At 35.6% G+C, this 15,578-nt stretch carries 11 protein-coding genes and 1 pseudogene; 10 read left to right on the top strand and 2 right to left on the bottom strand.

The window, feature by feature from the left end; translation table 11 throughout:
- The first annotated feature begins 932 nt into the window (after positions 1-932).
- The 5 genes and pseudogenes from JZ787_RS04165 (at position 933) to JZ787_RS04185 (ending at position 8,712) form a co-directional block, all read left to right on the top strand.
- Entirely contained in the window at positions 933-4,013 is a 3,081-nt protein-coding gene (locus JZ787_RS04165; protein ID WP_346311743.1) for a type VI secretion system Vgr family protein, read from the top strand.
- Positions 4,010-5,488 (top strand): hypothetical protein, encoded by a 1,479-nt coding sequence (locus JZ787_RS04170; RefSeq protein ID WP_346311744.1) that lies wholly within the window; start codon positions 4,010-4,012, stop codon positions 5,486-5,488. Before JZ787_RS04165 ends, JZ787_RS04170 begins: the two co-directional genes overlap by 4 nt.
- A gap of 5 nt (positions 5,489-5,493) precedes the next feature.
- Positions 5,494-6,561, top strand: coding sequence for a PoNe immunity protein domain-containing protein (locus tag JZ787_RS04175; protein WP_346311745.1), 1,068 nt, complete (start codon positions 5,494-5,496; stop codon positions 6,559-6,561).
- A gap of 78 nt (positions 6,562-6,639) precedes the next feature.
- A pseudogene (locus JZ787_RS04180) lies at positions 6,640-7,708 on the top strand (PoNe immunity protein domain-containing protein).
- A 107-nt stretch (positions 7,709-7,815) separates the two neighbouring features.
- Complete coding sequence (locus JZ787_RS04185; RefSeq protein ID WP_346311907.1) at positions 7,816-8,712, top strand: PoNe immunity protein domain-containing protein; 897 nt, start codon at positions 7,816-7,818, stop codon at positions 8,710-8,712.
- A 263-nt stretch (positions 8,713-8,975) separates the two neighbouring features.
- Here JZ787_RS04185 and JZ787_RS04190 read toward each other — a convergent pair whose 3' ends face one another.
- Complete coding sequence (locus tag JZ787_RS04190; protein WP_346311746.1) at positions 8,976-9,854, bottom strand: WYL domain-containing protein; 879 nt, start codon at positions 9,852-9,854, stop codon at positions 8,976-8,978.
- 370 nt (positions 9,855-10,224) lie between these two features.
- Between JZ787_RS04190 and JZ787_RS04195 the strand changes: the two genes are divergently transcribed.
- The 5 genes from JZ787_RS04195 (at position 10,225) to JZ787_RS04215 (ending at position 13,561) form a co-directional block, all read left to right on the top strand.
- Positions 10,225-10,491 (top strand): multiubiquitin domain-containing protein, encoded by a 267-nt coding sequence (locus JZ787_RS04195; protein WP_346311747.1) that lies wholly within the window; start codon positions 10,225-10,227, stop codon positions 10,489-10,491.
- Complete coding sequence (locus tag JZ787_RS04200; protein ID WP_346311748.1) at positions 10,466-11,665, top strand: ThiF family adenylyltransferase; 1,200 nt, start codon at positions 10,466-10,468, stop codon at positions 11,663-11,665. The genes JZ787_RS04195 and JZ787_RS04200 overlap by 26 nt, the downstream gene beginning before the upstream one ends.
- A gap of 3 nt (positions 11,666-11,668) precedes the next feature.
- On the top strand, positions 11,669-12,100 hold the full coding sequence (locus JZ787_RS04205) for a DUF6527 family protein (RefSeq protein ID WP_238953461.1): 432 nt from the start codon (positions 11,669-11,671) through the stop codon (positions 12,098-12,100).
- A 119-nt stretch (positions 12,101-12,219) separates the two neighbouring features.
- Positions 12,220-13,152 (top strand): hypothetical protein, encoded by a 933-nt coding sequence (locus tag JZ787_RS04210; protein WP_346311749.1) that lies wholly within the window; start codon positions 12,220-12,222, stop codon positions 13,150-13,152.
- 94 nt (positions 13,153-13,246) lie between these two features.
- Positions 13,247-13,561, top strand: a complete 315-nt coding sequence (locus tag JZ787_RS04215) for a hypothetical protein (RefSeq protein WP_346311750.1) — start codon at positions 13,247-13,249, stop codon at positions 13,559-13,561.
- A 49-nt stretch (positions 13,562-13,610) separates the two neighbouring features.
- Here the strand turns inward: JZ787_RS04215 and JZ787_RS04220 are convergent, their stop codons facing one another.
- Complete coding sequence (locus JZ787_RS04220; RefSeq protein WP_346311751.1) at positions 13,611-15,572, bottom strand: TniQ family protein; 1,962 nt, start codon at positions 15,570-15,572, stop codon at positions 13,611-13,613.
- Positions 15,573-15,578 lie beyond the last annotated feature (6 nt).

Below are 15,578 nucleotides of genomic sequence, written 5' to 3' on the forward strand. Positions count from 1 at the left end.
GCTAATGGTGCTTTTTATGATCAAGCCTTGGGTAGTTTGACGTTAAACTATTTAAAAATAGGGTTTAAATCATATTCGTTTTTATGTGAATTAAAGGCAAAAGAATTGAGGTTAAAACATATTATAAAATAGGATGATTCAAAGAAACTATACACACTCAGTTTTTAATTTTTATGTATAACTTAATGTATTTGAACTATACCAAATCTGAAAAGTTGCAAGCTTCATTTAATTCGTGACTAATACAACCGTTGGAATGTGCAGAGATAATCAATAAATCACGCGTATAACTTATAATAAACTATTATTTTTATAATTTTGCATTCAGATTTTCTCATCTTTCCTGTGTAATTAATTCTATGCCATATATTGATATACATAAGCAGGCTGGATCTCAATTCAAACATCTGACGTGAATAGCTGGGTCTTTTTTTCGAATAATAATTGATGTACTTAACTTGTATTTATCCTGCATAAGGTGATGATCTAAACTGTCTGTCGATAGCAGATCAATTGCTACTATGTATAAGCTATTGGTAGTAGCCAACTGTATCATCTATGGGGGGAATGCCTATATTATCCTGATAAGCAACAGCTTCAAGAATTGCGGGTTATGTAGAAGGCTGTAATTGTTAACGGGTTAAATGAAGGTTGAGTAAATTGCAAACCAGTATGAAAAAAATAAAATTTTAGTGGTTTGGTATTAACTGAAAAACTTTAATATTTCTAGAGTGGATAAAGGAATGAATGGGGTTAAGCTGAATATGACTGGGATAATATCAAAACTATAAAAATAGAAACTTACAGATGGATCGGTCATTTATTGAAAAAAAGGCTCTGAAACTTAAAAAATCTATTAAAGTTACAAAAAATTAAAGAAAATTTTTGAGACTTTTGTACAATCAGCCACAACTTGAAATTTAATAATAACGATGCCCAATAATATTTATGCTGCAATAGAGCAATTTGGACTTAGTGCACAAAAACGTGCCATTCATATTCAGTTCAGCAATACTTCGCTTAACGAACAAGTATTCCTTCAGCGCATAGATGGAACGCATGAACTGAATGCAGGTATAGAGTTACAGCTCCTTTGCTTATCTACCTCCGCTCATATTCCGTTAAAACAATTTATTGGTAGTCAGGTGGCTGTCGATATTGTCACTGATAAATCAGAACTCAATCGTATTTCAGGCATCATCACCAAGGCGGATGTGGGGGCAAGCGATGGCGCTTTAACTATATACCGTTTAACCGTGGAAGACCCGACAGCCTTATGGAAGCATCGACGTAATTCTAGAGTTTTCATGGCGAAGTCTGTTGTTGATGTAGTTCAAACCATTTTTGCCGAGTGGCAGCAACGTAGTCCCTTATTTGCTTCAAGTTTGATTTTGGATAAAAGTGGTTTAAGTAAAGAATATGATGTGCGCCCATTCATTATGCAAGCAAATGAATTGGATAGTGAATTTATTCAAAGGCTGCTCTCTTCAGAGGGGATTAACTGGCTTATTGATGAGTCTCAGCTCAAAGTGTCCAGTTCAAGTGAACCCATTCAGCCGCAAAAACTTAGACTGATTGATGACAACGCCCAATATCAAAGTTTAGAGCGCCAGAATATTCGCTTCCATCGTAGCAGTGCTGTAGAAAGCAGTGATTCGATTACAAATTTGGTCGGGCAGCGTTCTATACAACCAACATCTGTGCATATTCAGCATTGGCAAGCAAACACTTTAGAAGTAGAAGAAGGTGCGGGTTCAGTTCAAAGCAAACATAGTCATAGTGATAATCAAGACAACGCCAGCCTAGGTTTAGAGCAAGCGTGGCATTTCTCACCTGCATGGATACAAGATCTTAAAGGTGAAGATGGAACGACCAAATCAGGCAATAGTCAGATAGAAAAGTTTAATCAAAATCTTGGTCACTATTACGACTTACAAGCCAAGCAATTTATGGCTACCTCGACCGTACGAGATGCACAAGTGGGTTACTGGTTTGAACTCAATGAGCACCCTGAAATTGATCAGCATAGTGGCTCAGACAAAGAATTCTTAATCACATCCAAAAAATTCTATAATCAGAATAATTTACCTAAAGATTTGACCGATCAAATCACAGCTTTGCTGAAACAAACCAATTGGCAACAGGTTGAAATTACAACAAATAATAAAGAAGAACGCCAAGCCAATCACCTCGTCTTACAACGACGTAATATCACAATTGTTCCAGAGTACAATCCGCTGCGACAACGGCCTATTGCATCACCACAACGCGCGAAAGTGGTTGGACCAAGTGGTGAAGAAATTCACGTGGATGAATGGGGGCGTATTAAAGTCCGTTTCCTGTTCACGCGTAGTGAAGACAATACTCACGATGGCGGTGCAGGTTCAAATGACAATGACACAGATTCTGCTTGGGTTGATGTGCTCACACCTTGGGCAGGTGAAGGTTATGGTGCACGCTTCTTACCGCGTATTGGTGAAATCGTAGTTATCGACTTCTTTGATGGCAATATCGACAGACCCTTTGTCGTGGGGCGCATCCATGAAGCACAACGTCATCCAAGCAAGTTTGACAATACAGGCAAATTGCCTGATACCAAAAAACTGGCTGGGATTCGATCAAAAGAGGTTCAAGGCGAGGGTTTTGGGCAACTACGTTTTGATGACACGACGGGTCAGATCAGCACCCAGCTACAAAGCAGTCATGGTGCGACACAACTGAACTTAGGGAATTTGAGCCATCCTAAAGAAACGGACACGAGTGAAGGGCGAGGTGAAGGTTTTGAACTACGTACTGACCAGTGGGGAGCACTCAGAGCTAAACAGGGTTTATTACTTTCTACCTATCGACAAGATTCAGCAAATGGTCATCATCTTGATGCTTCTGAAACGAAATCACAATTTGAATCTAGTCTAAGTAATTCAAAAGCTTTAAGTGAAGTTGCTAAAAATCAACAAACCGATCCATTAGAAATACTGGATAATCTAAAAGAGTTTATTGAACAAATTGAACAAGAAAGTGAGGCGAAGGCAAAAGCATTTAAACAAGCTTTAATGATATTGACCTCACCTCATTCGATTGCTCTGACTACAAATGAAGATGTTCACCTTTCAGCAGATGGTCAAATTGGTCACAGTGCAGGGGACAGTATTAATTTAAGTACCCAAAAGAATTTACTTGCACATGCACAAAGTAAAATCAGTTTGTTTGCAGCACAGGACGGTGCGAAATTCTATGCAGGTCAAGGCAAAGTTGAAATACAGGCTCAAGCAGATGGGGCTGATTTGATAGCACGTAAAGGTGTACAGATCATTTCAACTGAAGATGCCATTTACATTACCAGCCCTAAAGAAATTAAATTAATCGCTGATGGTTCGGAACTTAAGATTAATAGTTCTGGAGTCTTTGCAACAACTAGTGGAAAGTTTGAGGTTAAGGCGGGACAGCATTTGTTTGTGGGGGGGGCGAGTGTTTCACCTAATTTTCCAGCATTGCCAGCTCTAAATCTATTGCCCAAAGAACTGGAGTTAAAATATGTCTATGATGATTTAAAGCCAGTAATCCAAGCACCTTATAAGTTAATATTTTCTGATGGTACCTCTCAGGAAGGAATACTTGATTCAAATGGCTATGCTAAGGTTCCTATTCCTGGAGATAAAACACAATCCAAAGTTTATTATGGATTTAGTCATGTAGAGGCAAAGCCTGATAAAGAAAAAGTAGCTAATCCTTTTAAAGATAGGAAAGTTATGAGTGTCACAGAAGCAGAACAACTCATTGAACAATATAATCAACAAGAATTAGCAACCTTATTAGATGAATATTTTCCTGATGAGATTGAAGATATGATCAAAGGAGATGATATCGAATATGATGATCATATTAGTGATTATGAAGAACATTTAATTGCATCAGAAAATAATACAGAGGATGTACTGGAGGATGATGCAGAAGAAATTCTATTGAGCAGCGAGGATTCAACTTCTGGGTTAAGGCTAGGAGATGAACAATGAATACAGCTGTTGCAAGAACAACATCTCAAACAATGAGAGTCACTCAGAAAGGTGAGGAGTCGGCAGCTCAATGGATTAAAGGGGTACTTGATGGTAGTGGATCAAGCCCGGCACAGATTATTGTTGCTGTTGTGATTGGTTGTATCCCTTTTATTGGTCAAGGGGTAGACGTTGGGAATGTCATTGTTTCTGTAGTGAAGATAGCTGAAAAACCAGAAGAGAAAGACAACTGGTTTGATTTGGTTTTTAATCTTGTGGCATTTATTCCTGTCGCTGGAGACGGGTTAAAAATTGTCTTTAAGCAATTACGCTCAGGTAAAGCGATGGGGGCTATTTTAGATGCGATTCCAAGTAAAACCATGCGAGGGAATGTTGATAAGTGGTTTAGAAATGTAAACTGGAGTACCTATACCAAAGAGCTGCAAACGACCTGTAACAAGATTATTGATGGTTTAACTGATGTTTTTGATAGCTGGTTAACCAGAGCTGTATTGGGACAAGCCAGATTAAAAACTTTGGTTACTCAGTTGAAGCAAATGAAAAAAGTGGCCAATCAAAAAATTGATATGGTAATGAAAGAATTACAGGCTGCACACCAAAAAGCGTTAGGCACACCTTATCCTAATACAACAGCCCGAGCTTCAGTTGTGACGACGAGAGCACCCTCAACACCAGCAGCAAAGACTCCTAGACAACCGAATCAACAACCTGCGCCTCACACACCGCCAAATGGCAGTGTACCTAAAAATACTGGTGGAAATACGGCGAATGCTGGCACACAAAATAATTCAACCAAAAGAAAGCAAAGAAAGAGAAGACGACGTTCAAATCAAGAGTTAGGCTCTGGTGGTGAACATATAACGGATTACTACTATGTTAAGCGCATGAAAAGTCGAACTAAAATCAATTTCAATGGTGTGCTTTATGAATATTATGATAAAGGTCACAACGGGATTGATCATGTATGGCATAGTGCAAGATTAGGACATAAATACCGAGTAACCGACAGTAAGGCGACCAATGCTTTAAGTCACAGATCATTGATGACCCCCAAAGCTGCAATGATGGCTTTGAAAATGGGCTTAGATGTTTATATGGCTTCAGACGAAGACGATAAAGTAAAGCGTTCCGTAGGTACGACTGTGGGAGATGGCGTGCAAATGTCACATCTCTGGGTTTCTAGTAAAATCGAATCAGCAAGAATTATTCCTGCACATGATAGTTTAATTGAAGCTATTGAAGCTTGGAGACGAGTAGATTTTAAGCCATCAACAGAAAGAGTATTTAAAAATGGTAAAAGACAAACAATGGCTGTCCGTTGTCCTTATGATCGTAGTTTAGTAACTATTACTGGGGACAAATTTGATCATCATCAAAAATGTAAAGGACTTGATAAACCGAAGTGTACACGTACAGTGACAGCACATGGTATTAAATTGGAATTTGTTTTACCAAATGATATGTTGCCGGAGTAAGAAAGTTGAATAACCAAATAAATGATTTAAATATTGATTGGGAACAGTGGTTTAATCAACAAATACTAAATTATGGAAAATATAGAGATAGTTTCTTACAAGAAGATATGTATCAAAGGCGGTTTGATGCTTTTCTTAATGGTGTTTATTCAGTAACTGACGGTTTTCAAAAATATAAGGCAAATGCTAAATCCAGTAAAATGATGGCTGCTGGACATCAAAGAGTAAAAGATGTCTTAAATTTAATGTCATTACAGTACTCTGCTGGTGGAGATATTGCATTTATTCAGGAACTTTATCCATATCTTTTAAACTGGACAGAAGAATATGCCGAAATTCACAGTCAATATCATCAAAGCCCAGAGGCAGATGGTCGATATGTTTGGCATATCAGTTTAGGAACAGAAGACTATTGGTATATTGCTTTACGTCTGATTTGTTTTGGACTGTTGACTGGTTATGCGGATCAGATGGATCGGATTATGCCAATCATTGACTATGTAGAAGCAACGCCTGAAGGACAGGAAAAAGATGGATTAATTGAACGTTTAGTTGCTCCATTTGTTGCAGACCGTGGAACTCCACCAGATGAAGCAAGACGACATTTGCCTTATCGTAAGATGATTAAAGTGTTTAATGCTTCACCTGAACAGCGTCCAGCTTTAATGCTGCAATATCTAGAAGACTGGTATGAGGCAAGCCGTCGAGAACCTTACCATGATCAACATCCTCAACCAGACATAAGATCTGGAGTTAGCTATTATGGTTATTGGTCATGGGAAGCAGCAGCAATAACGTGGTTGCTGGATATAGATGATACGTCATATCGTGAACATCAGTTCTATCCAAAAGATTTGGTTGATTTTGCTCGAACACAGTCAAAAGTAGTTTTAGATGATCAACAATTAGAACGCATGAAAGTTAAGGGTGGAGAAGCTTGTATTAAAACAGGTTATTGGAGAACACCAGCACAACCAGATTTACGACAATACTTTAAACAAGGTGAGATTGTTCCTGCATTTATCGAGCTGGATTGGGGGGGAGTATATTGGTATTGGGATGGTGAAAAATAAGTTAATCATTTGAGAAAAGCCATCCTCTTTTGGATGGTTTTTTTACTTTTACCGAATGACATGCTGGAGCGTTAATAAATGTCCATACAAGTAAATGAGCAGACAATAGATTGGCAAAAGTGGTTAAGTTTAGAAATAAAAGACCCTGCTTTATTTAGAGATAATTTGCTTGAACAAAAAATGTATAGCAAAAGATTTGATACATTTGTGAATGGGATATATTCCGTAACGGATGGTTTTAGTAATTATAAAAATGAAAAAAAAATATGGTGGCTATATTGCGGCAGGTCATCAGCGTTTAAACGATGTCTTAAATTTAATGTCTTTACAGTATTCGGCAGGCGGAAGTCTTGAGTTTTTAAAAGAAATATATCCATATCTACTTCATTGGACAGAAGAGTACGCAGAAGCAAGCCATTTATATAATTTAAGTCCTGATGCTGATGGACGATTTGTTTGGCATATTAGTTTGGGAACAGAAGACTATTGGTATATTGCTTTACGTCTGATTTGTTTTGGGCTGTTGACTAGCTATGCAGACCAGATGGATCGGATTATGCCAATCATTGACTATGTAGAAGCAACACCTGAAGGACAGGAAAAAGATGGATTAATTGAACGTTTAGTTGCTCCATTTGTTGCAGATCGTGGAACTCCACCAGATGAAGCAAGACGACATTTGCCTTATCGTAAGCTGATTAACGTGTTTAATGCTTCACCTGAACAGCGTCCAGCTTTAATGCTGCAATATTTAGAAGATTGGTATGAGGCGAGCCGCCGAGAGCCTTATTATGATCAGCATCCTCAAACTGATTTAAGATCAGGAAGAGGTTACTATGGCTATTGGTCATGGGAAGCAGCAGCGGTAACGTGGTTGCTGGATATAGATGATACGTCATATCGTGAACATCAGTTCTATCCAAAAGATTTGGTTAATTTTGCTCGAACACAGTCAAAAGTAGTTTTAGATGATCAACAATTAGAACGAATGAAAGTTAAGGGTGGAGAAGCTTGTATTAAAACAGGTTATTGGAGAACACCAGCACAACCAGATTTACGACAATACTTTAAACAAGGTGAGATTGTTCCTGCACTTATCGAGCTAGATTGGGGAGAAGTATATTGGTATTGGGATGGTGAGAAATAATTTAATCATTTTAGAAAAAGCCATCCTCATTTGGATGGTTTTTTACTTTTACCAAATGATATGTTGCCGGAGTAAGAAAGTTGAATAACCAAACAAATGATTTAAATATTGATTGTGAACAGTGGTTTAATCAAAAAAGATTAGCTCATGAAAATTTTAGAGATAATTATTTAACAGAACTAGATTATCAGGAAAGTTTTGATGAATTTTTAAATGGTATTTATGCGGTAACTGACGGTTTTCAAAAATATAAGACAAATGCTAAATCCAATAAAATGATGGCAGCGTGTAGAAGACGTATTATTGATGTACTGGATTTAATGTCATTACAGTACTCTGCTGGTGGAGATGTTGCATTTATTCAGGAACTTTATCCATATCTTTTAAACTGGACAGAAGAATATGCCGAAATTCACAGTCAATATCATCAAAGCCCAGAGGCAGATGGTCGATATGTTTGGCATATCAGTTTAGGAACAGAAGACTATTGGTATATTGCTTTACGTCTGATTTGTTTTGGACTGTTGACTGGCTATGCGGATCAGATGGATCGTATTATGCCAATCATTGACTATGTAGAAGCAACGCCTGAAGGACAGGAAAAAGATGGATTAATTGAACGTTTAGTTGCTCCTTTTGTTGCAGATCGTGGAACTCCACCAGATGAAGCAAGACGACATTTGCCTTATCGTAAGCTCATTAAAGTGTTTAATGCTTCACCTGAACAGCGTCCAGCTTTAATGCTGCAATACCTAGAAGACTGGTATGAGGCGAGCCGCCGAGAACCTTATTATGATCAACATCCTCAACCAGACATAAGATCTGGAGTTAGCTATTATGGGTATTGGTCATGGGAAGCAGCAGCGGTTACTGTTATATCAAGAATAGATGATAGTAGCTATCGAGATAAACCTTACTATCCTAAAGATTTGGTTGATTATGCTCGAATTCAATATACGTCTTTAGATCAACAAGGTAATACTATGATCAAAGAATTACGATAATTTGTTTCTAATAAAAAAAGGCTGCAAATAGCAGCCTTTTTCTATGACAACATATGTGTCGCGTGACCGTCATGCGACACATTGTTTGTCATTTTTCGTTTATTAATATCAATAACTTAGATGTTTTTACGACGCATGATGACATTGATTAGCGACACATAAGTTGTCATTTTTCTAGTTTTGCGACACATCCTCTGTCATTTTCGAAAAGTAACTTTTATTTATAACTATTTTTATTAGCTGAACTTACTTTGTATAATTCATTAGTTCTTATAGCCAGGAGCAAGAAAAACACTATTAACATCATATAAAGCTACAGAATTTCTTAACCAAAGATGAAATTCTTTTCCAATTAGGCAGTGATCAGTTGAGCAGTCGATATTCCATAGACGTAACCAATAGCCAGCTACAGCAGCTCTTACTTCTACTACTTTTACACCATCTTCCATATTATAGTCATACATTAATGTTTCAGGGCACTGAACATTTTTAGGGTTAGGGTGAGGAACGAGTTCTAATCTAACAAGTCGATTCCACTGACTATCCTGCGACCTAGATTCATTTTTTTCTACTTTTATTTTGGTTTCTTGCACATTCTTAAATCGTGTTAAAACGAAGTCAGCAAATCTACATTTTTCATAATCATATGCTCTTACATGCCATCTTAATCCATTATCGATTAAAGAATGTGGTGCAAGTTTTTTTTTGGAGAAACCATTATCTACTGAAAAATATTCAGTCTCTATAATTGTGTTACCCAAAATTGCTCTAGTTATTTTTAACAGAACATCTAAATCAGGCTCAGAAAGTCTTGGAGGTGATTGGATAGAGTCGAATTCACTTAGCCCTATAGTCTTTGAATTAGTACTATTTCTTATGAAGCCTACTGCTGTTTTAAAATTGATTGGGAAATGAGGAACGAACTCATGCAAATTAATTTCATAATGCTTTTCAACTTCATTAAAACTCAAATTGTTTGGGCATAAATCTTTATACTCTCTGAAATCCCGAGTTGCGGCTGGTAATGATATATCAAATTTTCTTGTTAGGTCTGATCTAGAGCACCAGCCTTTGAATCTTAAAGTTAATTCTATAAATCTTAGTCTTTCTTCCAAGTTTTTATTAATTTTCTTTTCTTCCATTGTATAAAACCTCTGTCATTACTAAATAATTATATACGATCATTACTATCTCATAAAATAATCAAAATTACCACTTGACATGATCAAAATGATTATGTGATCATGGGTGGTGGTCAAGAATTGTTCTTTAACAGTTGTCAATTGTTGAAAGAGTGAATTGAAAATTTTGTAAGTAAAGGAGGTACCATCTCATGAGTTAATTTATTTGAGCATTAAAAAAGCCCCAATGAAGATACATCGAGGCTTTAGTGTCTAGTTAGAGCAATCTAATTAAAAATTAAATTACAAGGTCTAAACGGTTTTCTTTTGGCGAAGATTATTATAACCGTAATAAAAGGACCTTGCCAACAAATAATGAAGGAATGACACAATGTCACAACATTCAGAAAATGGTAAAGGTAATCAAGACAAGTTCGTCAACATTATCGTCAATGCTCGTCCTAAAAAAGTTTATGGTGAGCGAATTAGTTATGAAGAAGTTCTAGAGCTGGCTTTCCCAGGTCAAGTTGATCCAAATATTGTATATACAGTCGCATATGTTGGACCACAAACAGCTGATGGAACTTTGGTTGCAGGGCAGTCAGTAGCTATTCGAAATGGGATGAAATTCGATGTCAATAAAACAAACCGTTCTTAATCCATCAGTACAGCGATTGATTGAAGACGGTTTTGAAATTGATATCCAGCGCCAGCATTTGCTGGTGCACTCTATTCCTTACCTCAATCAGTCACGTGAAGTAAAATTAGCGACTTTAGTTTGTCCATTTGTTGAAAATGGAGAAATTGAAACACAGCCTCAAGACCATACCATGTACTTCAAGGGAGAATATCCCCATGATGCAACTGGTAAGGAAATGTTTGAGGTTGTAAATAGTGAGAGAAAAATAATTCTATTTGATGATTTTAATGTGGATTATTACTTATCAAATAAGCCAAATGGTCAATCTTTTACTAATTTTTATGACAAGGTAGTTCATTATCACACGTTGTTCGTTAGCCAAGCTCGTGTTGTTGATGCAAATGCTGATGGTCGTACTGGTGTAGTACATGGTCAACGTGATGAACGTTCAGTATTTTGTTATCCAGATACAGCATCATCTCGTGTAGGAATTACAGCTATCACTCAGAAGCTAGAAGATTCTCGTATAGGGATTGTTGGTGTTGGGGGGACAGGAAGTTTTATCTTGGACTTGCTGGCTAAAACTCCAGTTCAAGAGATTCACTTATTTGATGCTGATAGCTTTGAACCACATAATGCGTTTAGAGCCCCTGGAGCGGCATCATTAGAGCAACTTCAAGCTTTTCCAAAGAAAGTTGAATATTTTCGTGAGATATATTCAGCGATGAGAGAGGGTATTTTTACTCATGATTACTTCTTAGATGAGCAAAATGTGCATGAATTGAATGAATGTACTTTTGTTTTTGTTGCTGTAGATAAGGGAATAGCTCGTCGAGTTATTACAGACCATCTTATTAAAAAAGGGATTCCGTTTATTGATGTGGGGATGGGGGTTGAGATAGCTAATGGTGTGGTCGGTGATCCACAATTACGAGGTACTTGTCGGGTTACTCTTGCGACTGATACTTTGAATAGTCATCTGTCATCACGACTAAATTTAGAAGATGATGATGAAGATGCTATATACCGAAGTAATATACAAGTTGCTGATCTTAATGCTTTAAATGCGGCCTTAGCTGTAATGCGATGGAAACAGTTTATGGGATTTTATCTTGATCAATTGAATGCCCATAATTTGAATCTGGTAATTCCTTTCCAATCATTGACACGTGATGATTGCCCTGAGGAATAGTAAATGGCAGTTAAAAATATTACACCAGTGTATGTAGAGTTTATTCCCGAAACTATTGAAGAGGGTAAGCTGTATATCAGTGAGGTTTATCAAACTGCTATTCATAAATGTTGTTGTGGGTGTGGTGAGGAGGTGGTTACACCTCTCTCACCAGTTGACTGGCAACTAAAAAAAGATATGAATAGGGTTTCACTTAGACCATCTATAGGGAACTGGAATTATCGTTGTAAATCACATTATTTTATTACGAATAATCGAGTTATTTGGGCTAATAGATTTACACAAAGGCAAATTACTAACATCCAAACAAAAGATAGGTTTGATAAACAAAATTATATTGCTAGTAAGAATAAGCAGGAAGTTAATTATTTACCAGATCGAGATAGCTGGTTATTGAAGCTTTGGAGATTTATTAAATCTTTCTTTAGGAATTAAGAATTAACTGATCCTGTAATTAAACTTATGTAAATACTGTAAAAATACTTTTACATTATATTAGATATTAAATTTAAGAAAGTTATTTTCTATTAATGAAAATATAAAATGAGGGTTATGTGAATTTTACTGTTTTTTTATTGCAGAAAATTAAGCTAATTGTTGATAACAGTGGGTTTATTGCTAAGTTCACTATAGGTATTGGTATTTGCCTCATCCTTATATATTTTTGGCATATTGATTACTTTCCTACGGATTTATCATTAGGCGATGGCCTTTTATTTTTCTTAATTACAATAAAATTTTTATTTGTTTATGTGTTTTTCCTAGGGTTACATTATGCGCTGGGAAGTGTTTTTATATTTTTTATAAAATTGGTTCGAAGTTTTCTAAAACTTATATTGTCCTTTAGAACGTGGAGCTTTATAAAATTAAGAAGTTTTTTCTTAACCAATATTGAATTTCATAGTCTTACAGATACGATAGGTAAAAGTGCTTTAAAAATTTTAGTTTATTTTTTTAGTTTTATTTTTATTTTTGCTTTCTATGATGGTAAACCAATAAACCTATTGGTAATGGTTTTTTTAAGTATTCTTTTAAATATTTGTATTTGCCAGTTTATAGATGATTGGAAGAGTAATAAAAAATTACAAGATAATGGGGATGTTAAGACCAATATAAGGCTTTTGATGATGATGCTTTATATTTTAATTTTCCCTAGCTCTTTGTATTTTTTTTATGCTGAAAAGACGAAAAATATTTTTATTAATATTGCACTAGGTTCTGTAAGAGAAGATGAGAAAAATAGCTTAATCTATATTAAAACAGGGTTTAAAGATTTTTTTCCACAGTCAAAACATGGTGAAAAGAAGGGTGAATACATTGAGATAAAAGGAAGTGAAATTCTCTTAAAAGGAGTTGGAAAGAATGCTTTAATTCAATATACAACTAAAATCAACAACAAAAATGGAGGTGAAGTTAAAATAAAAGTTAAAGTTGAGATTCCAAATGAGGCACTTTTGATTGTCAGAAGATCCCAATACAAAGAATAAATAACATATTAAATGGTACAGATTTTGTTGCTATTTATTCTTTAAACAATCGTTTATTCTGCTTGCAGTAAAATCTTTCTGTAAAGGTTGTGAAATGAGTGGTAATCGACGAATCGGCGCGAATGTAAATGCTATAGAACAACAGCAGGCTTATCAATCAGCTAAAAATAGTCAAAACAGAAAAATGACCCTTGAGGAAATTGAAGCCAAATTATTAGCAAAGTGGGATAAGAAGGTTGCACTACAAAGCAGAATCCTTGAACTAGAAAGCGAATACCAAGAAGCTAAAGAGATACTCGATGGCTGGTACAATAAAAGTAATCCACTTTATGAAAAGCATAAAAATTGTACAGAAAGTTTAGCTACTAGAATTGATAAGTTAAAAAAGCAGTTATCAGAAATGGCTTAATATTATATTAAGCCAAAATATACAGCTAAGGGGGATGAACTAGGACAATTTATTTTGAATATTTCAATTTTAAAATATCTAATTTTTTAAAAAGTCGAATCTTGCTTTTAGTCTTACCATAGTAATAAGGCTCGATGAGCCCCTGATTTTGTAAGTTAGTGATATGAGAGTGACGCATACTCAGCATTAAACTTGCCTCAGCTCCAGTAATGAATTCTTCTTTTAGCTTCAATACTTTAGTTAGCTCGCTCTTATTGATAAGCTTCCAATAAATTAAATTCTCGATATTTAAAAATCCAGTTTCACACCAATATTTTTTCATCCAGTTAATGGGACAATTCAATTGCTTTGCTGCATCTAAGTAGGGGATATATTCCTGGCTATTTAGTTTGTTCTTAAGATTAAAAAGCGAATCAGCTTTGATTTGAACTGATAAAGGATTGTTCTCATCTTTGCTAAGAATTCCTTTTTGGGCGAGTACGGCAACTTTATTGGAGCTAATTTCTAAGACAGCAGCAGCATCTTTTAACGAGTAGTAATCCTTACTGGTGGTTATAGATTTAAACTTTTCATTTTGCCTACCTGTACGAGTTGGATAGTGTTGAATCATGTCTATATCGTTTGAACTGATAGATTGAAGATCTGTTTTTAAAAAAATATTAATTGGTGTCGAATCAGTATGGGGACCATGAATAGGCATAATATTTAATGATCCTAATTTTTCCACGAGATTTGTAGGATTTACCCTAAGCTGTTTAGCTAATGGTGCAACTAGCATGTATTTTCTCTGGAATTCATGAAGCTTTTGCTTTGAGTATTTTCCTGAGCTATCTATAACTTGATAGTTTTTTTCTGAATCAAACCAACCCACCTTTGCTAGTTTTCTAGCGGTTTCATAATTGATTTTTAAAATTTCAGCAATCTCTTTTAAGCCAAAGCTTTCATTAAAGATCTGAAACGAACCGTGAGTATCGAATGTGGATTCAACTTCGGAATCCAATCTGATAAGAAAGCGTTCGATATCTATGCTTGAGATATTTCCATAATAAAGTTCTTTTTTACCAAGCTTTAGGTAGTCGCTTTCTATCAATTTCTCAAGTTCAAAACGAGAAACTTTTAGGATGCGCTTTATCTCATGATTTCTCAGTTTTCTAGCAATACTATTTTTACTAATTTTGTATTCGTTAGCATTTTCCTCAACAACTTTGATGTGTTTTTTGAAAAAACGCTCATACTTTAAAAATGGTAATAGTTGAATCCTAGGATGAGAATTACTACTTCTAGCATTGATCAGAGCACTTAGTTTTAAGGCCGAAATTTCAGGTTTTTTAAAGTATTCATGAACTTTAAGAAATATTTTCAAATTAGTATTTGATCCATCTAACTTGAAGAATTCGTTAAAAGCTTTCCAACAAGCTGCGAACTCTTTAAATAGTTTGTTGGAGTTGAAATTAAGGACATCTATAAACCAGTAAATGCATTCAATAGATTTAGCCATCACTATTGGGGCTTTATTTAATTCAAAACCGCAGTTTGCACATTTTTTAACACCAGCTCTTGATCTAATCGGTTTCTCACAATGAGGACAAGCCTCAATGAGAAAGCAAGAATGTATTGGACATGCATATATAGGCTTTAGCATCCATACTTTCCTAAGATACGCATTCTCTGAAATACAAATAGGGCAGTAACGTATATAGTTTAACTCTAGTAGCTCATGGGTTACTTCAATTGCTCCAATTACTCGTGGAGATCTATTAGTAGGCCCTGATCTTTCAAATGCTAGAGAGGCATAAGAGTTATCAATATTCAATGCTTTCAAAACCAAGTGAAAACGGGTTTCATCAGCAAGATGATAATTCATTGATTTCTTAATGATGGATTGATAGTTTTCTTTGCCAACTAAATTAAAGATTGAGCTATGTGCATTAAGTTCAGTAGTCCTTAATAAGAAACTTATCGGTGATTCATCTTCATATGGAATAGCTTGTATTAAAAGAGTATTTTGCATGATTTT

This window comes from Acinetobacter sp. BWR-L5 (assembly GCF_039655985.1).
Lineage (GTDB): Bacteria > Pseudomonadota > Gammaproteobacteria > Pseudomonadales > Moraxellaceae > Acinetobacter > Acinetobacter johnsonii.

Coding starts and splice junctions, on each gene's coding strand:
- JZ787_RS04165 (WP_346311743.1), top strand. CDS start 933: ATGCCCAATAATATTTATGCTGCAATAGAGCAATTTGGACTTAGTGCA.
- JZ787_RS04170 (WP_346311744.1), top strand. CDS start 4,010: ATGAATACAGCTGTTGCAAGAACAACATCTCAAACAATGAGAGTCACT.
- JZ787_RS04190 (WP_346311746.1), bottom strand. CDS start 9,854: ATGGAAGAAAAGAAAATTAATAAAAACTTGGAAGAAAGACTAAGATTT.
- JZ787_RS04195 (WP_346311747.1), top strand. CDS start 10,225: ATGTCACAACATTCAGAAAATGGTAAAGGTAATCAAGACAAGTTCGTC.
- JZ787_RS04200 (WP_346311748.1), top strand. CDS start 10,466: ATGTCAATAAAACAAACCGTTCTTAATCCATCAGTACAGCGATTGATT.
- JZ787_RS04205 (WP_238953461.1), top strand. CDS start 11,669: ATGGCAGTTAAAAATATTACACCAGTGTATGTAGAGTTTATTCCCGAA.
- JZ787_RS04215 (WP_346311750.1), top strand. CDS start 13,247: ATGAGTGGTAATCGACGAATCGGCGCGAATGTAAATGCTATAGAACAA.
- JZ787_RS04220 (WP_346311751.1), bottom strand. CDS start 15,572: ATGCAAAATACTCTTTTAATACAAGCTATTCCATATGAAGATGAATCA.